Here is a 23,898-nt window from a genome sequence, read left to right as displayed (position 1 = left end):
TTTAGCGGGATCTATGGGTTTTATTCCCCGATGCTCTGCGTCGAAATAAAAAAGAAATTTCTACTTGATACCTCGTACCCTTGGGTCGAGGTTTTTCATTAACGTGAGTTCACTTAAAAACTATTGATTAATTAGTTACTATTTTTAATGTTTAAAACTAATGTCATTTCGACTGAAATTCAAGAGATGGAACAAAATCAGGATGAATCTCGTTAGTAATATCCACATTAGCAGTAGTTCGTAACGTAAAATGGTAACCATGGGCTGGATGTGTAAAATTAGTTATTACATGACCAACTGTAGGAAGATCATCTACAATTTCCTGTGCACCTGTGACCCAGTCGTTATTCGCAGCACCACTATTTAATTTAGAACCACCACTAACAATTAGACGAACTCCCCAAGAACGCTGTAGAAATTCTTGCGCCATAGATTTGTTGCTAAACAAAGTCAACGCAAGAGATCTGATAAGTAATAATTTTTTCATCTTTATTTTTTTGTTTTCGATCAACCCTAACTGTACTTTTATTTTAAATATTTAGTAAAAAGGAATTTTTTAAAAAAAGCTTACTTCTTTATACCAAAATATTAAAATTTTGGATTTGCCTTTTTCTGTTATCAATCTATTACTTGCTCATTATGCCTCTTTTTGTTTATAAACCTCAGTTCGATTAATATTTAAAATGTAATGTGTTGATTTTTAATGAAGGGTATTTGTTTTTTATATCCTGCAAGGTTTTAGTTTAACCTTGTAGGTATGAGTTTGAACAAAATAGACCTACAAGATTTTCAAAACCTTGCAGGAGGGGGGTGAACAATTGATAATCAATAATTTATTAATCGAACTCAGGTTATAAGAGAGGAAATGATTAAATATATTAACCTATTTTGATGATAAAAGATTGCATAGAATTTTGTATTATACAGTTACCAGAAGTTAAAATTTTAAATAGACAGTTTACAACAACGTTTTGATGAATTAGAGCAATTAGAATTAAATTGCTAGAGCTATTTTTATACTGTGCTTTAAAAATTTAAAAAAGTAGTTCGATTTTGTAACTTTATTTTAAAAAAAAATATTTTCAATGTTTGGTTTAAAATTTAAATTATTAGTTTGTTTTAGTGCTATGCTTTTTTCGATTCAATCTTTTTCACAAAATAAAGAAATCGATTTTAAAGTTGATTACGAATCTTTTCTATCTAAGCACGATATGTTCTGGGATATAGTTCCAGATAAGTGGCAAACGGCTCCATATACTGGCAATGGAAATGTTGGTTTTCTCTTTTATCAAACAAAAAAAGAAGGTGATAATGTGATGTCCGTTTACGTTGGGAGACACGATTATTATGACCACAGGGAAGCCAAAACAAAAGCTGAAGAAATGCTATGGATAAAACGCAGTAGATTACCATTGGGTCATTTTAATTTGATTTCTGAAGGAAAAGTAACTGGAGTTGATATGCATCTAAGTTTATGGAATGCTGAATTAACAGGAACAGTTACCACATCAAAAGGGACTTATAAAATTAAAGGTTTTACACACAGTGAAAAAGATGTTATCTATTTTGAAACTGACGCAAGTAATAACGAAAAAATAGAAATCACATGGCATCCTGAAGCACCAATACCTCCAGTATACGAGGTGCTTAAAAAAGGAGGAGGACCAAAAGGAGAAACTTGGGATAAAATGCGTGCAACACATTTAGTAATGCCTCCCAAACCCATATTTAGTTCAAAAAACGGTTATGATTTTTGTTATCAACCCTTGTTTGATAATAGAGGAGAAACTACAACAGGATGGAAAGTTACAGGTAATCCTTTAGGGAAACAGCAGTTAATTACTAGCGTTCATCATAGTTATCCTGAACATAATTCTTTAGAAATTGTAACTAAAAATTTGGAAACTGCAGAAAAGCTAATAGAAGAAAATAGTTTTGTTTCTTCCCATCAAAAATGGTGGCATAATTATTATCCATTGAGTTTTTTGACTATTAACGATGCTGAAAAAGAATCGTTCTATTGGATACAAATGTACAAATTAGCATCTGCATCTAGAGGCAATGGACCCATTTTAGACTTAATGGGACCATGGTATAATAGAACCTTTTGGCCTATGGTTTGGGGCGATTTGAATGTGCAGTTAATCTATTGGACACACCTAACAGCAAACAGGATGTCTATTGGCGAATCTTTACCAAATAATATTGATAAGTACACACAAAATTTAGAGGGAAACGTTCCAGCACACTGGAAAAATAGTGCCGCCGTTGCAGCATTATTACCACAAGATATGATAGCTCATAATGGTGCAAAAGTACCTGATATGCTAGCGTGGATGTTAAATGATTATTGGTTGCATTGTAAATTTGCTGGCGATGATGATCGTATGCGCGACAAATTATTTCCTATATTAAAAAAGACAGTAAATAGTTATTTGAATTACATAAAGGATAATCCTGTTGATTCTAAAGACGGAAAAATTCATATAAAATACAGTTGGTCTCCAGAATATAAACCAGGTCGTGGACAAGATATTAATTTCACTTTAGCCTTAATTCGTTGGAGTTGCCAAACGTTAATTGATATAAATAACCAACACGATTTAAATGATCCATTACTAAAGGAGTGGCAATATGTATTAGATAATTTAGTAGAATTTCAAATAGATAAAAACGGACTTAGAATAGGTAAGGATATTCCTTTTTCGATACCACACCGTCATTATTCGCACTTATTGGCTTTTTATCCTTTAATGGTAATTACTCCAGAGGAAGCAGCAGATAAAAAATTATTACGCACCTCACTTGATCATTGGCTGGATGTCACTTTTAACAGTGATATAGGCACAAAAGCAATGAAAGTTACAGGTTATACAGCAACGGGAGCTTCTTCTATGTACGCCTGTTTAGGAGATTCTGAAAAAGCATATTATTATCTTGATTTTTTAATTAAGCATAAAAATATTTCTTCAACAACAATGTATGCAGAAGTAAAAAGTCAACCGGTTATTGAAAGCCCTTTATCGTTTGCAACAAGCTTACATGATATGCTACTTCAAAGTTGGGGAGATAAAATCAGAGTATTTCCTGCAAGTCCAAAAAAATGGAAAGATGTTGCATTTCATGATTTAAGAACTCAAGGTGCATTTTTAGTCAGTGCTAAAAAAGTAAATGGGGTAACAGAATTTGTATCTGTAAAGAGTTTAAAAGGAAATACGTGTAAAGTACAGACAGATATTGAAAATCCTAAGTTTTATATCAACGGAAAGCCTATTTCAATGAAAAAGGATAAAAGCGATTTTTATACTATTGATTTGAAAGCAAATGAATCTGTAATCATCACTTCAAAAGAAATAAGCAAAGTAAATCTTACTATTGAAGAGTTACCCAAAAGCGAAGAAGAAATAAATTTATTTGGTTATGGCTCTAGAACCGAAAGATTACCAGGGCATCAATATTATTCGTCTTTTCAAAATAATTAGTTATGTATAAACATATTTTTTTTATAGCAGTAATTCTATATTCAATCAAATATTTACTTATTTTTTGCAAGAATTGGAAAGGTGCGTAAATTAAGATTGATTAGTAAAATCTCTTTTTAAAAACTCCGAAGGAGAAACTCCATGTAACTTTTTAAAGGATGTAGAAAAATAGGAGTTAGATTCAATACCAATTTGATACATGACTTCAGAAATATTCAAACCATCATTTTTATTCAATAATTTAGCAGCACGCTGCAGTCTAAAATTGCGTAAATAAGCATTGGGAATTTGCCCTGTAAGTTGTTTTAACCGCCTATAAAAATGTGAAGTACTTAAATTCATTTCTGAAGAAAACTCTTCTACCCCAAAATTAGAATTAGAGATATTCGCTTCCATAATTTCAATGGTCTTGTTGAGAAAATCTTGATCTCTTGTAGACAATTCAATGCCCATTTTAGGCAGTGAACTGTTTTTTATGAAGTGTTGCTTTATCTTAATATTGTTATCAATAAGTTTTTTTATACGTAGTTTTAATACTTCTATAGAGAATGGTTTGCTTACATACTCATCTGCACCAAATTCTAAGCCTTTTATAGTATCTTCATTGGTACCTAGTGCTGTTAACAGGAGCACAGGAAGGTGACAAGTTTCGGGGTTCGATTTAATTTCTTTACAAAAAGCAAATCCATCCATTTCAGGCATCATAACATCACTAATTATCAAAGTAGGCTCTTTGGTTTTTATTTTTTCTAAGCCATCAAACCCATTATTGGCTATGGTAATGTTGTAAATTTCAGACAATGTGCTTACTAAAAAATTTTGAACATCTTCTTCGTCTTCTACTATTAATAAATGATGTTCTTTTAGTTGGTCAATAGCAACATTATTTAAAGTTTCATTTTTATATTCAGTAGAAAGTGGTACCCAGTTTTTAATGAACGATTTTGTATTGGTATTGACTTCTATATCATTATAATCTTCAATATTGCCTGTAGGAATTAAAACAGAAAATCTCGTTTCGACAAAAGGCTCACTTTTTACTGAAATGTCGCCTTCTAGTAAATTGATAAGTGATTTACAAAATGCCAGCCCTACACCACCACCACTTATATGTTCCTCTTTATTTCCTAATTGATAAAAACGTTCGAAAATATGATCTAAATCTTTGGCAGGAATACCTTTACCGTTGTCAATAACATCTATTTGTATCATTTTAGTTCCAGAAACATATACAATATCTGATTCTATGCTTATACTGCCATTTGCTGGTGTATTTTTAAAGGCGTTGGACAGCAAATTGAAAAGAATACGCTCTACTTTTTCAGTATCAATAACAATGGGTTCATTAGGTGAGTTCACCTTGTAAAAGAAATTTATGTTTTTTTCTGTAGCATAATTTTCAAAAGCCTCTGTGGTTGGATAAATAAAGCCACCCAAGGTGTTTTGGTTAAAATTTAAATCAATATGACCTTGTTCTGCTTTTCTAAAGGTTATTAATTGGTCTATTAAGCTCAAAAGGCGTTTTGTATTTTTTTCAATTATGGCTAAATATTTTGTGTTGCCAGGGTCTTTATTAACAGATATAATATGCTCTAAAGGCCCTGAAATTAGTGTTAAAGGTGTACGGAATTCATGTGATATATTGGTAAAGTATCTAAATTTCCCTTGGTTTATGGTGTCTAGGCGCTCTTTATCAAGTTGTTCATACTTTAATCGCTGTTTGAGTTTTTCATGCTGAACAAAATATATAATAATTCCTAAACAAATTAAAACGGCCAATATAAAAAAGAGTAAATAGCTCCACCAGGTTTGGTACCAAGGAGGCAAAATAGTAACGTTTAAACTTTTTATTTCAGGGCTCCATACACCATCAGCGTTGGCAGCCTTTATTTTAAAAACGTAGTCTGCAGCAGAAAGGTTGGTATAAGTTACGGTTTTTTTGCCTGTTTGTTCTTCAATCCAAGTGTCATTAAAGCCTTCTAATTTATAGGCCAGCTTGTTTTTAGAGGGGGTAGAAGTATGCTCAACTACCAATTGAAAGGCTAGCGTTTGCTCGTTTTGGCTAACAGCAATGCTTTGTGTTTCTGAAATGGATTTTTCAAGAATGACCTTCCTATTTAACTTTTCTCCAATTTTTATCACTTTATTATTTATAAGTAGTGATGTAATTATAATTTTTGGAGGTGTTGTATTCAATTGAATATTTTCAGGTTTAAAAAGGGTGAGTCCATTCAATCCTCCAAAATAAAAATACCCTGATTTACCTTTGAAATAAGCGGCTTGTCTAAAATTGTTTTGCGCCAAACCATCTCTAACATCAAAAACGTCTACATTATTAGTGTTGGTATTAAATTTTAATAACCCCATATCGGTACTGATCCATAAGTTGGGGTCGTTTTTCTGTAGAATACCGTATATCGCATCATCTGGAAGAAGATCGTTTTTTCTAAAATATTCTATTTTTTTGGGCAATCCATTATTGTCTAAGATTATTTTGTTTAAGCCGCCCCCAAAGGTTCCTACCCAAATATGTCCTTGGTGGTCTTCGTGCAAAGAAAAAACATTTGAATAGCTTAGTTTTAATTTGTTATTTCCTTCGTCTGAAATATAATTTTCTATATTGATTTTTTTACCATCAAAATTTCCATAATACAAACCATTACTGGTGCCAAACCATAATTTTTGTTTTGAATCTTTTAGTATCGTTTGATAAACAAGTCTAGAATCAATATCAAAATTTGTTTTTACCTCTATTTTAGGATTAGCAGTATTTCGTATAATAGACCACGGATTCTCTATAACTGTTATTGCATCACCCACAAAAATCAATGTATTGTCATCTATTTGTAGAATACAGCGGTTTACTTCTGTTGAAATAGTTTTTCCGTTCTCTTGTAAAATAACATTTTTAAAACCTTGTGTTGTTGGATTGTACACCATCATGTTTAATTCCGTGCCAATCCAGATGTATCCTTTTTTGTCTTCGTAAAGATATTTTATAATGTTTTTGGAACCTAATAAGTCAAGTTGTTTGGATAGGTTTTCAAACTTAATATCAAGAGCCGTTTTGTTATTTATTTTATGAGTGCTTCTAAATAAATCCTTATTGTAGGTAGCAACCCATAGTTTACCAGTACTATCCTCTAAAATGGAAGTAATTAAATTATCGGTTATTGACTGTTTGTCGTAAGGGTTTTTTGAATAATTAATAAATTGCTTTTGGGTAATATCTAATTTATTAAGACCTCCTTGGGCTGTGCCAATCCATAAAACATCATAATTATCTTGAAATATAGCATTAATATGATTGCTGCTTAAACCTAGGTCATCTTTAGGGTTGTAGGTGTAATTTTTAAATTTGTCTTCACTTTCTATATATTTTAAAAGACCAGACTCTCTAGTGCCAATCCAAATAGCACCATTATTGTCTTCGAAAATCGTATTTATTTTTAAAGATAATTGTGAATCATTTTTAATGATATTGTACTTACGATGAACATGTATCTGGCTGTTCTCAAAACTAGTTTTAAATAAGCCATCGTAGGTTCCTATCCAGAGATTGTTTTTTATAGTTTTTACAGAAGTAACATTGCTTCCTTCAAAATTTTCAAAACTCACAATCCTTTCAATTTTTGAATGGATACCAATAGAGTCTTTATTAAAATAGACTTCATTTAGACTTTTTGAAGTGGCTAAAATTAACGAGTTAATATTGGAAAAACTAAATTGATTGATACTTGATATATCTCTGTAAGAATCTAATAAATTATCTGAAACTTGAAAAATACCTTTAACAACATCTGTAATAGTACAAACATATAACTTATTTTCGCCTGAAAACCAAATAGCGCCATTTGGTCCGGAACAGATATGGCTAACATCTAATTTTGAAGCAAGTGGTATGGTATAAAATTTTTCAAGCCAAGGTACATAAATGTTCATTCCAGCATTGGTGCCAATCCACAATACACCATCCACATCATTGAATAGACTTGTGATATGATTGCTGGAAATGGTTCCATTTGTTTTCGTTTGTGTAGTGTAGGTTTCAAACTCATAACCGTCATATTTTATCAAACCATTGGGTGTGCCAAACCATAAAAATCCATAGCGATCTTGAGAAATAGCATTTATTGTATTTTGGTTAAAGCCTTCTTTATTTGAAAAGCGTTCAAAGTTTTGTGCTTCTAATACAAAAGTACAGGGTAAAATAAGACATATCAAAAATGTCAATAAAATAAAATGTATTGGTTTATTCATCATATTTTTTCTTTATAGAATAGCTTTATTGGCAATAGTTGCCAACGAAGGTAAATAAATCAGTGTAACAAAAACGTTGAAACGATTGTATTCTGAACCAAAAACAGGATAAAAACATTTAGTTATTCAATATAGGTTTTATATTTTAAATATGCTAAGGGTAATTTTTGGTTTATTTTCTTTTGTAAAAGGAGTGGTTCTATAACTTTATTGGTACTTATTTGTTTTTATTTGAAAAACCTTTGTGCCGTTCATTTGGTTAAGTTATCTAATTTTCATCGAGTGTAAATTTACAATTTTAAAGGAAAGTTATAAATGTTTAAAATTTGTATGTTTATATCTAATTTAAACATTGTAATACCTATTTTGTTTAGAAAACTAAACAAAATATCTTAATTATGATTTGTAATTTATGAGATTATAACACTTGGTTTAATAAACTCTAATCTTGTTCATTTATGTAGATTTTTAAATTATATATAGTAGATTGACATAGATACATATTACCTCTAATGATTTGTCAATGCTACAAATCAACTCTTGTTCTTGTGAAAATAAAAAATTAGATTTTAAATTTGAATATTTGTTGTAAGTGACTATGTGTTGAAAAAGAATTTATTTTTTGGATGGTTTAGGGATTTTAAAAGTATCAGCTACCCTCTTTTTCCACGATTAGAGCAATAAAAAGATTGATAAGAGAGCAGTGATGTAAGCTTCTTAATTTAAATTTGTGTTTATCATAAGAACGAACTACGTAGTTTTTGTTATGGATGTGTATTCGTCAATTAAAAAAACAATTATTTTTAAACTTTTCAGATCTATGGTATAACATAAAATTATAAAAAGATGAAAAAACGGATTTTTTTACCTATTTTTTTGCTGACTTTAAGCAAATTATTGTGTGCTCAAAATCCCATCCTTTGGGATACTAACTCTGACTTTGCTTATACCGCATTCCCCGCAGCTGAGGTATACAACGATAAGGTTTATGTGTACTGTTCCCGTAACCAGCCAGACGCCACCAATTATGGAACTATGAAAGATTATGTGGTGTTGGAAACGGAAGATATGATCAATTGGGTGAATCATGGAGTAGTATTAAAACCACGAGAATACGCTTGGGCAGACGGACAAATGAATGCTGCCGATGTGGCATATAAAGATGGTTGGTATTATTTCTATTTTCCTTATGACAAGACCCACATTGGCGTTGCCAAAAGCCGCAATCCCGAAGGCCCTTGGGAAGCAGCGGTTACTAACAAGATAACTAGCATATTCGATCCGACCGTGATTGTTGATGACGATGGACAGGCCTATATTTATGGTAATGACCATAAAGTAGATATAGGAGAGCCAGGAACGTATATCATGGGAGCAAAGCTTAAGGACAATATGACTGAACTTGATGGAGATTGGGTTAGATTGAGCGAAAAAGTAGTAAAAGAAGGCACCCATGTTTTTAAACGAAATGGCATCTATTATTTTCATGCGAGTGTAGGTCCAAATACCGAATATTGGATGGCAGATAATCCCTTGCCACAATATGCAACATTTAAAGGGGTGCTAGCGGAAAATTCCCCAGATTCACCTAACCATGCCTCTGTGATAGAATTTAAAGGGCAATGGTATTTTTTCTATCATCGTGGTGATGTAAACAACGGTTCTTTTTTTCGTCAATCCACCTGTTTTGAAAAAATGACCTTTAACCCTGATGGCACCATTCAGCCCATTGTTTATACGCTGGATCCTGACTACAAGGCAAAACCTTTAAGCATAACTGATAAATAAAATTTTAACTGATATTCTAACTAATAAAAACAATAATAAAATGACCACTAAAAAAATTGTGCTTCTTTTTTCAGCATTGCTGATCATGTTTTCATCATGTAAGGATGCCGATAAAAAACAAACAATTGCCCAGGACACAAGTGAAGAAGGATTTGTGGCCAATCCGGTAAGGATCGAAAAACGGGACGTTGAGACCCTCGCCATAGGTTCAGATGCTCCAGATTTCAGCTTACCAAATCTGAAAGGGGAATTTGTAAGCTTGAAAGATTTTGAAGATGCAGAAGTCGTCGTGCTTATTTTCACGTGCAACCACTGTCCTACGTCCCAGGCCTATGAGACAAGAATGATAGAGTTTACAAAAGAATATAAGGACAAAGGCGTGGCCGTAGTTGCCATTAATTCTGCAAGCCCGTTGGGCCTAATGTATGCAGAACATTCATGGTCCGATGTCGGTGATTCCTATGAGGACATGAAAATAAGGGCCGGGCACAGAGGGTTCAATTTTCCCTATCTGTACGACGGTGACCTGCAGGAGGCATCCCTGGCATACGGTGCCATGGCCACCCCTCACATCTTTATTTTGGACAAGGAAAGAAAGCTTCGCTACCAAGGGCGGATCGATGCCGATCAAAGGCAGGGTGTGGGCAAATCTGAAGATTTGATACGAGCTGTTGAGGAACTGCTGGCGGGAAAAGAGGTCAGCAACCCCGTTACCAAGTCGATCGGTTGTTCTACCAAATGGTCCTGGAAAGCAGAAAATTCCAAGGCCATAGATGAGGAATGGGCCAGTCGTGAAGTCATTTTAAATGACATTGATAATGAAGGCGTCAAAGAACTATTGGCAAATAACACTGAAAAATTAAAGTTAATTAATGTTTGGGCTACATGGTGTGGGCCTTGTGTTAGAGAATTTCCAGATTTGGTGACATTACAAAGAATGTACGGTAAGAAGGATTTTCAATTTGTCTCACTTTCTGTTGATAAAATGGATATAAAAGATAAGGTTTTTAAGTTCTTAAAAGAAGAACAAGCAGCAGTTGAGAACTATATATATTCACAAGATGATTTATACGAACTTATAGAATTGGTAGACCCTAAATGGAGCGGAGCACTTCCATACACCTTGTTGGTGGAGCCAGGTGGCAAAAAAGTCTATGCGCATCAGGGAGAAGTTGAGATGCTTGAGTTGAGAAGGGCCATTGTAGACCATGATTTGATTCGAAGATATAGATAATCATTTTTTAGGACAATATCAAAAAGTACCATCTGAATTTATAAAAGATGATATCCATATTACCAGAAAGTAGCACTTTCAAAAAAGAGTAGTTGTCTGGAGCTTCAGCATATCAGCGCAAATTATATGTTGTTAGTTGAAAAATCCATCACTTTTTTAAGCCGCTATTAAAATTTTCGATATGAGCAGTAGTTTATCAAGAAGAGATACAATAAAAACCCTAGCAGGCATCGCTTGTTTGTTGTTTTTTCCTTGGGAGTCAATTGGTCAAATCATAAATGAAGGATGCGATAAATGCAAGAAAGCTTGGTATAATTTATGCAAATTTGCAACAGAAAGATACCAGTTTAGATATATTGAACCTACAGACTCCTTACCAAAGGTATTTATTTATGGAGACTCTATATCTATTGCATATACTGAATATGTAAGGGCTTTTTTAGAAGATAAAGCTTGCGTATTTCGCTTACACGAAAATGGTACTTCAAGCAATGAGTTTATCCAAAAAATGGAAACCATGTGACATGCTATGTTTCAACCTTATCTATCCCAAGGCTGGGATTTTGAGTGGGATGTTATCCATTTTAATGTTGGACTTCATGACCTTAAATATGTAGTTGATGGAAAGCTTGATAAACAAAATGGTAAACAGGTATCTTCTTTGGAAACTTATGAAAACAACCTTCGCTCTATAATTAACTATTTAAAAACAAATTATCCAAAGGCAAAGTTAATATTTGCCACTACAACACCAGTGCCAGAAGGTGAACCAGGGAGGAACGCTGGTGACGCAAAACAATATAATACCATAGCTTTAAAAGTGATAAATGACCACAAAGACATTATAATAAACGACTTATATAAGTTTTCGATTCCAGTTTTGGAAAAATTTGCTGTACGTCCTGGAAACGTGCATTTTAAAGCTGAAGGCTCGCGTTTGCAAGGGATAGAGGTTGCTAGTGTAATAAGTGATGTAATAGGAGTCAAACCAATTACATGCCCTACAGTTGAGACGATTCGGGAACGCTTCAATCAATATAAAAAAAGTGTAAATAAATAATAAAATAACGTATAATGAAGAATTTGTTCATCGGTTTATTAATCTTGGCCTTTACGGTAACTTGTAAAAACAGTCAGGAAAAGGAACAGAATGTTGAAAGTTCCGAGCGCCCCAATATCATCTTCATTTTTGCCGATGATTGGGGTTTTGGAGATTTGGGAATTCATGGCAGCACTTTTTGCAAGACACCAAATCTTGATAAAATGGCATCAGAAGGTATAGATTTTCAAAATGTTTCTGTTGTTAATCCTGTCTGTTCGCCTAGTAGAGTAGGTGTAATGACTGGTCAATTTCCAGCAAGACATTCAGTTCACGGGCATTTTGCTTCCGTAGCATCCCACATCAAACGGAATATGCCCGATTGGTTAGACCCAAAAGCCCCAATGTTACCCAGGATGTTAAAAAATGCTGGCTATACCACGGCTCATTATGGTAAATGGCATTTGTCTAATGACCATGTAAAAGATGGCCCTTCACCTTTAGCTTACGGTTATGATGACTATGGGGCATTTAATTTACCCGGTGAACGCCATCAGATGGACGCGGACTCTACCTTGTATAAAACAATCGATTTTGTAAAACGAAATAAGGATAACCCTTTTTTTGTAAATGTCTGGATTCATGCAACACACACACCTCATTATCCTAAGGATAAATACATGGAACGGTTTTCACATTTAAACGAACAACAACAAGTTTATGCGGCTGTAATAGCGGAATACGATGACCGTATTGGTGAATTGTTTGCAGTGCTCAAAGAATTGGGTATTGACAAAAATACCCTAGTCATTTTCTCTTCAGATAATGGTCCTGAAATTACAGGTAAAGGTAAAACTATAGATGACGCCTCTACTGGTCCAGGTCTCGGAACCTATTATTCTGTGGGAGAAACAGCTGGCTTAAAAGGGCAAAAGCGCTCTTTGTTTGCAGGAGGTATAAGAATTCCCTTTATAGTAAGATGGCCTGGTGTTGTTAAAGCTGGTAGTGTAGATAAAACTACAGCATTGGCAACAGTAGATTTGCTGCCCACTTTTTTAGAATTAGCAGAAGCAACTTTACCAAAAGACTATGAACCAGATGGCGAAAGTATAGCGTCATTGATAAAAGGAAAGGAATTTAATCGTAAAAAGCCAATATATTGGGATTGGAGATTTTCTTCTAAACGAACCGATTTTTGGCCAAGTGCTGGTATGCAAGAGGAAAATTGGAAACTTTTAACCAATGAGAAATTGAACAGAACCGAGTTATACAATATAAGCACGGATTGGGCAGAACAACACGATGTATCTGCTGAAAATTCAGAGCGAGTTGTTGCCATGATGGAAAAAATACACATTTTTCAAGCGACATTACCAACATCACCACCTGTTTGTTTTTCTAAGGAAAGAGAATCAATTAAACAAGAAAAATAGATTTATGTGTGATTATAAAAATTGTGTTTCCATAGTTAAAAGTCATAAAAAATGAAATACATCTTAATGAAGAATTTATATATTAATTTAGTATTGATGCTCACATTACTGTCATGTAAGAGCAGTACAGATAACACGAAAAACGCCAATATTGAAAAACAACCTAATATTATCTTCATTTTTGCCGATGATTGGGGATATGGCGACTTAGGAATACATGGAAGTACTTTTGTAGAAACCCCAAATCTTGATAAAATGGCAAGCGAAGGTATCGACTTTCAAAACTTTACCGTAAACAACCCTGTATGTTCCCCTAGTAGGGTGGCAGTTATGACTGGGCATTACCCGGCCAGATATGCTATTCACAGACATTTTGGAAGACTAGAGCATCAAATTGAAAATGGTATGCCCGATTGGCTAGACCCAAATGCACCCATGCTGCCTAAATTATTAAAACAAGCGGGATATAAAACAGGCCATTTTGGGAAATGGCATCTTGCAGATAATAGAGCCAGTGATGCGCCTTTGCCTACAAAATATGGTATAGATGAGTATGCATCCTTCAACGTGCCGGGAAAAGAAAAAATTAATTATGAAGAAAGTATTCCACGGGCACTTGATTTTATCAAGAAAAACCGGGACACTACTTTTTTTATGAATGTGTGGATACATGAAACCCATACACCATTTTATCCTCGTGAAGAATATTTGCAAAAATTTAAGGATTTAGAGGAGCGAAAACAGGTTTATGCCTCTATTGTTGCTGAAGGTGATGCAGGTGTTGGTTCTATTTTAAATTTGCTAAAAGAGTTAAATATTGATGATAATACGCTCGTTATATTTTCTTCTGATAATGGGCCTGAATATATGAGAGAAGATGAGGATCAGTTTTTAAAAGGAGGCTATGGGGAGTATTATTCGGTAGGAGAGACCGGAGGCTTAAAAGGAGAAAAAAGATCACTTTATGCAGGTGGTGTACGTGTCCCTTTTATAGTACGGTGGCCAGGGGTAGCTCCCCAGGGTAAACGTGATTCAACTTCGGTAGTAACCGCTGTAGATTTATTACCTACTTTTTTGGAGATTGCAGGATTGGAATTACCCAATGATTATAAACCGGATGGAGAAAGTGCACTTGTTGCTATTAAAGGAGAAGATTTCAAAAGAACAAAACCTATTTATTGGGAATGGGAAGGACCTAAATTACGTGAATTTATCTGGCCAAAACATGGCATTCGTGATGGTCGTTGGAAATTAATTACCAATAAAGATTCCCTCAGAACCGAATTATATGATGTGGCACGCGATTGGGCCGAAACAGTGGATGTATCATCAAAGCATCCTGACATCGTAGAACAATTGTTAGAGAAACTATATGCATGGGAAAACACATTGCCCTCAAAGCCAGATGAGAATTGTATTTCAGTAGATAGAAAGAAATAGAAAAAGAAATAATAGAAAATTAAGTTTTAGAGCTTATTAAACTCTTATGTATATATGAAAAATCTAATCATTTTAATATTTTTTTTCCTTGTAAAGATAACCTATACAACGGATTATTATGTCGATGGTAATACTGCCAATTCAGGTAATGGCAGCAAGAATTCCCCTTTTAAGACCATTCAGGAAGCGGCGGACATCATGAAACCTGGTGACGTGTGTTTTATAAAAGGTGGTATTTATTCTGAAATAATTGTACCAGCAAATTCTGGTACAAAATCGAACCCTATTGTATTTCGGCCATTAAGTAAAAATGATAAAGTAATTATTACAGGGCTAGATGAAGTGCCATCTAATCTTTGGAAAAAAGATTCCAAAAATATCTTTAAGGCGAAAATAGACATGAATCTTAATCATGAAAATCAAGTCTTTATAAATGATAAAATGATGATAGAGGCACGTTGGCCCAATACAGGTGAAGATTTATTGAATCCAACATTGGACGTCATGGATGCCAATACAACACCAGTAAATATTCTCGATTCCCGGTTACCGGATTACGATTACACTGGGGCTCATGTTTGGATACATGCTGGTGCCCACTGGCGAAATTGGACAACGAAAGTTATAGACTTCGGCAAAGGTTCGCTGGAAATTGAAAATATTGCTCCCGGCAAAGGAAGCACCAGTTGGCATGTAACAAAAGAGGGAGAAGAGTTTTTTGTGTTTGGTTGTAAAGATGCTTTAGACACAGATAAGGAATGGTTTTATGATACAAAAGACCAATCGCTTTATATTTATCGCTCTAACGGTAAAACCCCCAATAGCAGTATTTATGTTAAAAAACGGATGAATGCCTTTGACCTTAAAGACAAAGGATTTATTCATGTTAAAAACATAGAAATTCGGGGCGCAACCATTAATATGAATACGGAATCTTCCCATATTGAAATGGACGGTTTAAGAGTATATTACCCGTATCATTCATCACAGGCCAATACCTATTTTGGACAGCAAATCAATAAAGGCATTCCAATTATGGGAAAACATTGTGTTCTAAGGAACAGCGAAGTTGCCTATACCTCTGGATGTGGTGTGGCACTATACGGAGAAAAAAATCAGGTTATCAATAGTTATATCCATGATACCGACTATATAGGTACATACGCTAGTTGCGTGCAGTTGCGTGGCTCAAATAATGTTATTAGCCATAGCACTTTGAGACGTAGTGGACGAACCGTTATTGATTATGCAGGGATGCATAAAGCATTGATACAATATTGTGACATGAGTGAGTCAGGAATGCTTACCAGTGATTTGGGTTTAACCTACGGAAATGTGATTGAAGGGGGTAATTCTGAAGTGCGATACAACTGGCTGCACGATAATTTAGATGAAAATCTGGACATGGGATTATATTATGACCATGGCACGCAGAACATCATCTCGCACCATAATGTGGTTTGGGGTGTAGGATTTGGAGCCCTTCATATTAATCACTATGCGTACTACCACTTGATCTATAACAATACCTTTTCGGCAGAACAGCACGGATTTGAATCGGCTTGGGGAAATAAGTACCCTCCAGATTTGCATGGTTGTAGATTTTTCAACAATATTTTTTCAGCATCTGCCAGTATCACTGCGGATAATTATGAATGGGGTAATAATCTAATTGGTTATAAGGATCTTATTGATCATAAGTACCTCCCAGAAAACTCAGCTGCCATTGATAAAGGTATTGTTTTAGCGGATATAAATGAAGATTTTGAAGGTAAAGCACCAGATATTGGAGCTTATGAAACTAACGGTCCCAAGTGGAAGGTAGGCCATGACTTTGATAACCCGCCCAAAGTAGATACAACCAGATCAAAACCTTTACACAGAAATCGTCTTGAAAATACAGCGTTTGAACATGGCGATCACCTTTCGCCTTGGTTTATAGTGACTGGCGAAGCTACTCCTGAATTGGGAAGTAAAAAACAGATAACGCCTGATACAGCAAACTTACGGATGGGAGTTAGCAGTATGCAACTAGGACCAAATGCAGAAATCGCACAGGTTGTTAAAGGACTTACACCGAACACATGGTACGAATTTGCTGGATTTTTAAAGACAGAAAATAATGAGCGGGCCGAATTAGGTGTACGTGATCACGGAGAGATGGAGACACTTAGTCCATCCTTTGGAAAACACCGTGGCATCCCACAGAATTGGGCCCGCTCGATCTTGAATTTTAAAACCGGTCCGTCCAGTACGAGTACAACTGTATTTATTCGAAGAACAACAGACGGCGAAGGGCGCGTATTTGCTGATGACTGCGGACTCATATTTTTGAAATACGATTAAACGTATGTACAGATGATATCTTTTGAAATAATTAAGAATTCAAAGGTTGACTTATGAGAGCATTTAAATATGTGAACCCGATTGGATTGGACATTCTTATAACAATGAAAAAAATGATACAAAATTTATTTACAGTTGTTTTTGCATTAGTTGTTACCACCATTAATGCTCAATATAAAAATGTTGTTAACTATCCAGGAGGAAGAATTGCCATTTCACATGACGGTAATAATTATGATGAAGATGATTACGTATCTGCACCCATGAATTTTGCATTACTGGAAGGGCTTGGGTTAAAGTCTAAGTTGGTTCATTTTGACCATTCAAGTCATCTAAAGAATAAGCGTGGTCAATATGCTGAGATGTTGGAAAGCATGAATAAAGGCGTTCAATTTTTCAATACTGACACCTCAATCGTATTTAATATCCAAACACAATTGGACAAAGCTATAGCAAATTTTAAAGCTGAAGCTGAAAAATCTACAACAAGTAATCCTTTGTGGTTTTGTATTGGTGGCCCCATGGAGATTCCTTGGCGATATATCAATGCTGTGGATCCCGAAAAGCGCAAATATATCACCTGTATCTCCCATTCTTCCTGGTTTAACGAAGACCATGTTTCTCCTCCAGAAATGACACATACTTGGGAAGATATTAAAGCTTTAGGAGTAAAAACCATTCGGATTAAAAACCAAAATAAAACCGAGTGGAATACTCCGCAAGAGAACGTGTTTTGGATGCGAGATTCTAACAACCCTAAACTGCAATGGCTATTTAGTAGAAACGCTAAAAAAACATTCGATTCTTCAGATTCAGGTATGTTATGGTGGGTAGTTACTGGTGCGAAAAACGGAGGCAACGAAAATGCAGGTTGGGAAGACTATAAGCCTGTTTTGGAGTCTATTTCTGGAGGAAGTATTACAAATAAAAAATCTACAAAAGCCAAACCTAAAAAAGGATTTAAAACTATTTTTAATGGTAAGAATTTAGATGGATGGTATTTAAAAATTAGAAGTGGTGATGAAGACATGGCGAAAAAGGTTTTTGCAATTGAAGATGGTATGATTCATGTTTTCGGGAATTCATTTCCTAAAGAATATAATTTAAATACAGGAGCGAATGATACGCACGGACTCATTTATACAAAAAAATCGTACAGTAAATATATCTTGAGGTTTGAATATAAATGGGGTGAAAATATTGCCAATAATTTTGATAAATGGCAATACGATGCAGGTGTTTATTATCATGTCATTAACGACAAAGTTTGGCCAGTAGGTATTGAATATCAAATTCGTTATGATCATACAACGGCACGTAATCATACCGGAGACTTGATAAGACCAGCTGGCTCAGATTACGATTGGTTTTGTGAAGAAGGTAGTGAGACCTATTTGCATCCAGATAATGGAGGAAAGCCAGAAGCTAAGAGAAGTTGGATGCACTTTGCTTCACCTACAAATAAGTTCAATGCATTGAACAACAAATGGAATCAATGTGAAATAATTGTAATGGGTAATCAATATGCCATTCACAAATTAAATGGTAAAATTGTGAATATGGCTTTTAATCTAGAACCGGGAGCTGGAATTTTTGGGTTTCAGTCTGAAACTGCTGAAATCTATTACAGAAATATTCAGGTTAAAGAGTTTGATGAAATTATTCCTGCTGAGGTATTTCTTAAGTAACATAATAAATTAACGATGATAAAAAAGTCATACGTATTATTATTCACACTAGTTTGTATCAATCTAAATGCACAACAATACCAAGAAAAAAATGGTTTGGTGATTATGGAAGCTGAGCATACAAACTCATCGTATGATTTATGGGTGTTAAAAAAAGATATAGCTGATTTTAAAGGAACTGGTCATTTGGAGTTTACAGGAAATACAACAGGCAAAGGACCAGCAACATCTCCTTTAGAATATGCTTTTAAAATTGATAAAGGTGGTTTGTATCAACTTTTTTTGAGAGCTAGAAAACGAATCACACCTCCTGATGCCCATGATAAAAGCAATGATTGTTACGTTAAGGTCATAGGAGATTATTCAGAAAGTCCAAAAGCTGGAGATGAACATTTGGATGATGCGCCTAAAAGTGCGCTAATTCAGGATATGAAAATGTTTGGAGGCGGAGCAAACTCATTTGAATACGCAGAACGTTTAGATTTAGGCGGTACAAAAAATAAACGGTATGCAAAATATGTATTTAAAGCAGGAGAGACCTATACACTCGTAATTTCAGGAAGATCCAAACAATTCAATTTAGATAGAATTATTTTTACACGTTTAGAAGATCACACCTTAGAGGAAGCTAAATCTATCCATCTTACGATGGCTGAAACTATAAATCCATACTATAAAAAAGCAAAACAAAATAGATGATATCTCAAAATATTAATGATTATCAATACTAATCAATCAGCAACGATTCAAAGCAATCAATATGTATAATTTAAGTAAGGTACATAACACACTTTTCATCTTTACCATCATTTTTTTTGTTGGTTTTGGAAGAGTTTTGGGGCAATCGAATGAACGTACACGCTTGATTATTTTGGCTGATATGGGATGTGAACCTGATGAAATGCAACAAATGGTTCACATGTTAATGTGCTCCAATGAATTTGAACTTGAAGGATTGCTTGCTGTAACTGGCAAGTATATAAATCCAGGAATGAAGAATGAATATCACAGAATTACCCATCCTGAGCTATTTACCCAACTTATTGATGCATATTCCAAAGTATATCCAAACCTTCAAAAACATGCAAGTGGTTGGCATACCCCAGAGTATTTGCATAGTATCGTATGTGCAGGTCAAAAAGGATATGGTATTACAGATGTTGGTGAAGGAAAATCAAGTGATGGTTCAAAACTACTGGCGCAAGCTTTTGAGAAGGACGATGAAAGACCTATCTGGATTGTCGTAAATGCTGGTTCCAATACGCTTGCCCAAGCCTTATACGATTATGAACTATCGCATTCAACATTAGAGCTGCATAAAACCATTTCTAAACTTAGAGTGTTTGAAAATGGAGCACAAGATAATGCGGGTGCATACATTTGTAAGCAATACCCAGCCATACATTGGATACGTAGTAATTATCAAACCTATTCTTATGGCGGCCCAAAAAGTCCCCCTGAAAGTAGCACTTTAGAAATAGGGCCTCATTTCTGGGGCGAATATGACTATAGTTATAGTGGGCAAAATGATTGGCTTATTGAAAATGTAATGAAGCATCATGGGTCGTTGGGGGCGTTGTATCCAGAACGTAGGTTTGGGAAAAAGATGGGTTTTATGGAAGGTGGCGGAACCGTTCCGTGGATTGGTTTGGTCAACAAGGGCCTTTTTGATATAAATCATCCCTCTTGGGGTGGTTGGGGAGGTCGCTACAGTAGTAAAAAGCAAGCAGATGTTTGGTCAAGACACCAAAGTGTTCGTGTTGATGAAATAAAGTATGCCCCATTTTATGCACATAATGATGTAAGTGATTCTTGGTTCAATAAAAAAGATAAACAAACCTACAATAATAATTTTGTACCAGTATGGCGTTGGCGGGAGGCCATGTACAACGATTTTATTTGTAGAATGGATTGGTGTACACAACCCTTTGATAAGGTTAATCATCACCCGAAAGCCTTGTTTTTTGATGATGCAAGTGATGCTATAATTTTCATGAAGGCCACTCCTGGGCAACAAATTAATTTAGATGCAAGCCGTTCTACAGACCCTGATAAAGATACATTAGACTATTCTTGGTGGATATACAAAGAAGCAGGCACCTACTCAGGTGACGTGCGTATTGAGCAACCTACCAAAGCTAAAACAGTATTATATGTACCTACTGGGGCAGCTACCAAAGAAATTCACTTGATTTTAGAAGTTAAGGATAATAACCCAATTGCCTCCCTTTTTGATTATCGACGAATTGTAATTAGTGTGGGCAACTAAAAAGAAAAAAACCAATGATTAAAAAATATAATTTTACGTACGCTCTATTACCACTCATTTTTTTGATGTTTCAAGCGTGTACAAACCACACGCCCAAGCTCCAAATAATTAGTAATACTTTTGAAGAAAACACGCCATCATCTCATGGGTTGCAAAAAATAGTTGCCTCTTTAGATACTTTAGGCGTTACTATAAATCAAAAATCAAATGCTAATGATGAGGCTACTGATTACTACCTATTATTAGGTAAATCATCAGAAGAAAATGAAGCAACTGAATTGCTACAGGAGTTAAACCTTTCACTTCCTAACGAAAAGGAAGCCTTACGCATTAAAAAAACAACATTCAAAGGAAAACCTGCGCTTGTGCTTTGTGGTGCAGATGAGGTTGGATTAATGTATGCGGCATTAGATGTTGCCAAACGAATCTCTTGGAGCAAGAACCCAGAAAACCTTTTTGAATATGTAAAAGAGGCTTCAGAAACACCAGATGTCAAGGAACGGGCAGTATCGGCCGGTACATTTCATAGGCGCTATTTTGAACAAAAACTCCACGATGTCAAATATTGGGAAACCTATTTTGATATGATGGCTGAAAATAGATTGAATCAATTTTTGTTGATTTTTGGCTATAAGAACAACCAGATGAAAGAGCCGAATTTTATGGCGCCAGCGTATCCCAATTTTTTTAATGTTGAAGGCTATCCTTATGTGAAAATACAAAATGTAACCGAAGAACAGCAAAAACAAAATACAGCATCTTTAAAAAAAATTATTGAGATGGCACACGCTCGGGGTATCGAGTTTGGTGTGGGTCTTTGGGACCAGATTGAACGTGACCCCAGATACAAAGCAATGGTAAGTGCTGGTAGTGCTATTCCCTCTGATTTACCGGACAACATTATTTGGGGATTGACGCAGGAAAACCTCATACCCTACACCAAATTGGCAATGCGAAAATTTTTTAGAAATTTTCCTGAAATCGATTTGGTTCAGTTTAGGATGCATTGGGAAGCTGGAATAACAGGAGATGTAGCCTTGGAGTTTTGGAAGGAAATATTCAATATGCTCAAAGAAGAAAATCCAAATATAAAAATTGAAGCTCGGGCAAAAGACGTTCCCGATGAAACCTTATACGATGGTGTTGCTACGGGAGCCGATTTTCGGGTGGCGACCAAACATTGGATGGAACAAATGGGTATGCCATTTCATCCTACCCATATCAATAAAGACAATCAATTTGATAGGCGTCATGGTTATGCCGACATGCTTCGTTATCCAAAAAAATATGGATTCAAATGGCGGGTATGGTCTGGAGGCACTACTAGATTGTTCCTTTGGGGAGCTCCAGATTGGGTAAAAACTTTTAGTGAAGGGTCTCATTTATATGATGCCGTTGGGTTTGAATTCAACGAGCCCTTGTATTTTAAAATGAATGGAAGCAAGCACGATGCTGAGGTTACCGATTTATTAAATCCAGACTACCGCTATTACGACTATGAATTTGAGCGGTATTGGCATTATTATCAAGTGATGGGAAGGGTGAGCTATAACCCAGAAACAACATCTGATATTTGGGAAATGGAGTTTAATAAACGATTTGGGAAAGAAGCTGGACAAGCTATAATGACCAGTTTGCACAAAGCGAGTAAAATACTTCCAAGAATTGTAGCGGCAAGCTATCTTTACCCACGTTTTGCAAGTCCACAGGGCTGGCCTGAATTACAACGGATGGAGGATTTAAAACATTTTGCTCTAAATTCCAAGCCGTCGGATATTCAACAGTTTGCATCACCAAAAGAAGAAGCAGAATTTATTCTAGAAAAGAAACCCTCTTTTAGAATTTTGCCTAGTGAAACAAGCAAGTGGTTTTCAAATATTTCCAAAGACATTTTAAATGATGTTGAAAATGCCGAAAAAACCATTGGAGCTTATGATAGTAATGAATTTATTTCTACCAAAACAGATTTAAAAATGTTAGCATATCTGGCACAGTATCACTCGCAACGTTTATTGGCTGCGGTTAACTACAATCTTTATCATAAAACAGGCGATTTAGTAGCTTTTGATAAGGCACTATATTATGAATCTAATGCTGTTAATGCCTATGGGAAAATGGTTGAGTCAGCAGGAAATGTTTACAATCAGCAATTGGATTTTGGTTCTAATAAGTCACTTTTTCCTGGGCATTGGAGTAAAGAACACAAACGTCTTGAAAATGAATTGCAAAGTTTAAAGCAGGTGAGAGCAGAAATTAATGACTCCACTTTTGAGAAAGATTTAATTGTACATATCCCGAAAACTAAAATAGAGGTAGACAGTACACTAACGGTTGAGACAACATTGAAGTTGAAACAAGGCGTAAGTGATTCTCAAATTATGTATTCGTTAAATGGAGAGGATTATAAGGGCATTACTATGAAACACATAGGGAACAATATTTACACACAAGAAATCCCATTTTCTAAAAGTGATTCTCAAATAACGTATTATTTTAATATTACTGATAAATTAAATGCTAATATAAAATACCCAAAAACAGGAAGTGAAAATCCTTTTAAAGTTTTGATTACTGATGATAACGAAGCTCCAATAGTTGAATTACAGCGTATTAAAAATGCACCAATAAATAAAGCTTTAAAGGTAGAGGCTTTAGTTACAGACGCATCTGGAGTACAAGACGTAATACTAAGATTTCGTCGTGTGAATCAGTTTGAAGACTACCAATCTTTGGAAATGACAAAAATTGGAACGTCAGATATATTTGAAGGTATCATACCGAGTGATTTTTTTGATGGAAAATATGACGTTATGTACTTTGTAGAAGTTATTGATACCAAAGGAAATGGTAAAATATATCCCGATTTGGAAAAGGAAGCACCTTATGTCATAGTACATTTGAATAGATAAAAAAATAATT

At 34.9% G+C, this 23,898-nt stretch carries 14 protein-coding genes; 12 read left to right on the top strand and 2 right to left on the bottom strand.

What is annotated here, in order from left to right; genetic code table 11:
- Positions 1-163: 163 nt before the first annotated feature.
- The gene (locus Q0998_RS08270; RefSeq protein ID WP_299668740.1) at positions 164-430 is read right to left on the bottom strand and encodes a hypothetical protein; all 267 of its coding nucleotides are present in this window, start codon (positions 428-430) and stop codon (positions 164-166) included.
- Between the two features lie 655 nt (positions 431-1,085).
- Between Q0998_RS08270 and Q0998_RS08265 the strand changes: the two genes are divergently transcribed.
- Positions 1,086-3,482 carry a glycoside hydrolase family 95-like protein gene (locus Q0998_RS08265; protein WP_299668737.1) on the top strand — a complete coding sequence of 799 codons (2,397 nt, stop codon included), beginning with the start codon at positions 1,086-1,088 and terminating at the stop codon, positions 3,480-3,482.
- A gap of 90 nt (positions 3,483-3,572) precedes the next feature.
- Here the strand turns inward: Q0998_RS08265 and Q0998_RS08260 are convergent, their stop codons facing one another.
- Positions 3,573-7,745 carry a hybrid sensor histidine kinase/response regulator transcription factor gene (locus Q0998_RS08260; RefSeq protein ID WP_299668734.1) on the bottom strand — a complete coding sequence of 1,391 codons (4,173 nt, stop codon included), beginning with the start codon at positions 7,743-7,745 and terminating at the stop codon, positions 3,573-3,575.
- Positions 7,746-8,588: 843 nt separating this feature from the next.
- On the opposite strand from Q0998_RS08260, the gene Q0998_RS08255 reads away from it, so the two are divergent.
- From Q0998_RS08255 to Q0998_RS08205, 11 genes are all read left to right on the top strand, one after another.
- A complete protein-coding gene (locus Q0998_RS08255; protein WP_299668731.1) occupies positions 8,589-9,530 on the top strand; it encodes a family 43 glycosylhydrolase in 942 nt (313 codons plus the stop codon).
- 40 nt (positions 9,531-9,570) lie between these two features.
- Positions 9,571-10,764 carry a redoxin family protein gene (locus Q0998_RS08250; RefSeq protein ID WP_299668728.1) on the top strand — a complete coding sequence of 398 codons (1,194 nt, stop codon included), beginning with the start codon at positions 9,571-9,573 and terminating at the stop codon, positions 10,762-10,764.
- 181 nt (positions 10,765-10,945) lie between these two features.
- On the top strand, positions 10,946-11,287 hold the full coding sequence (locus Q0998_RS08245; RefSeq protein WP_299668725.1) for a hypothetical protein: 342 nt from the start codon (positions 10,946-10,948) through the stop codon (positions 11,285-11,287).
- 6 nt (positions 11,288-11,293) lie between these two features.
- Positions 11,294-11,824, top strand: coding sequence for a hypothetical protein (locus tag Q0998_RS08240; protein ID WP_299668723.1), 531 nt, complete (start codon positions 11,294-11,296; stop codon positions 11,822-11,824).
- Between the two features lie 14 nt (positions 11,825-11,838).
- Positions 11,839-13,236: a sulfatase-like hydrolase/transferase gene (locus Q0998_RS08235; protein WP_299668721.1), complete on the top strand. Its 1,398-nt coding sequence runs from the start codon at positions 11,839-11,841 to the stop codon at positions 13,234-13,236.
- Positions 13,237-13,287: 51 nt separating this feature from the next.
- Positions 13,288-14,676 (top strand): sulfatase-like hydrolase/transferase, encoded by a 1,389-nt coding sequence (locus Q0998_RS08230; protein ID WP_299668718.1) that lies wholly within the window; start codon positions 13,288-13,290, stop codon positions 14,674-14,676.
- Positions 14,677-14,730: 54 nt separating this feature from the next.
- Positions 14,731-17,022, top strand: a complete 2,292-nt coding sequence (locus Q0998_RS08225) for a right-handed parallel beta-helix repeat-containing protein (RefSeq protein ID WP_299668716.1) — start codon at positions 14,731-14,733, stop codon at positions 17,020-17,022.
- Between the two features lie 113 nt (positions 17,023-17,135).
- Positions 17,136-18,710, top strand: a complete 1,575-nt coding sequence (locus Q0998_RS08220) for a DUF1080 domain-containing protein (protein WP_299668714.1) — start codon at positions 17,136-17,138, stop codon at positions 18,708-18,710.
- Between the two features lie 15 nt (positions 18,711-18,725).
- On the top strand, positions 18,726-19,409 hold the full coding sequence (locus Q0998_RS08215) for a hypothetical protein (RefSeq protein WP_299668711.1): 684 nt from the start codon (positions 18,726-18,728) through the stop codon (positions 19,407-19,409).
- 61 nt (positions 19,410-19,470) lie between these two features.
- Positions 19,471-20,979 carry a nucleoside hydrolase-like domain-containing protein gene (locus Q0998_RS08210; RefSeq protein WP_299668708.1) on the top strand — a complete coding sequence of 503 codons (1,509 nt, stop codon included), beginning with the start codon at positions 19,471-19,473 and terminating at the stop codon, positions 20,977-20,979.
- A 14-nt stretch (positions 20,980-20,993) separates the two neighbouring features.
- Positions 20,994-23,888: a hypothetical protein gene (locus Q0998_RS08205; RefSeq protein WP_299668707.1), complete on the top strand. Its 2,895-nt coding sequence runs from the start codon at positions 20,994-20,996 to the stop codon at positions 23,886-23,888.
- Positions 23,889-23,898: the final 10 nt, after the last annotated feature.

This window comes from uncultured Polaribacter sp. (assembly GCF_947501385.1).
GTDB lineage: Bacteria > Bacteroidota > Bacteroidia > Flavobacteriales > Flavobacteriaceae > Polaribacter.
This window is presented reverse-complemented; position numbering and strand designations above follow the sequence as displayed.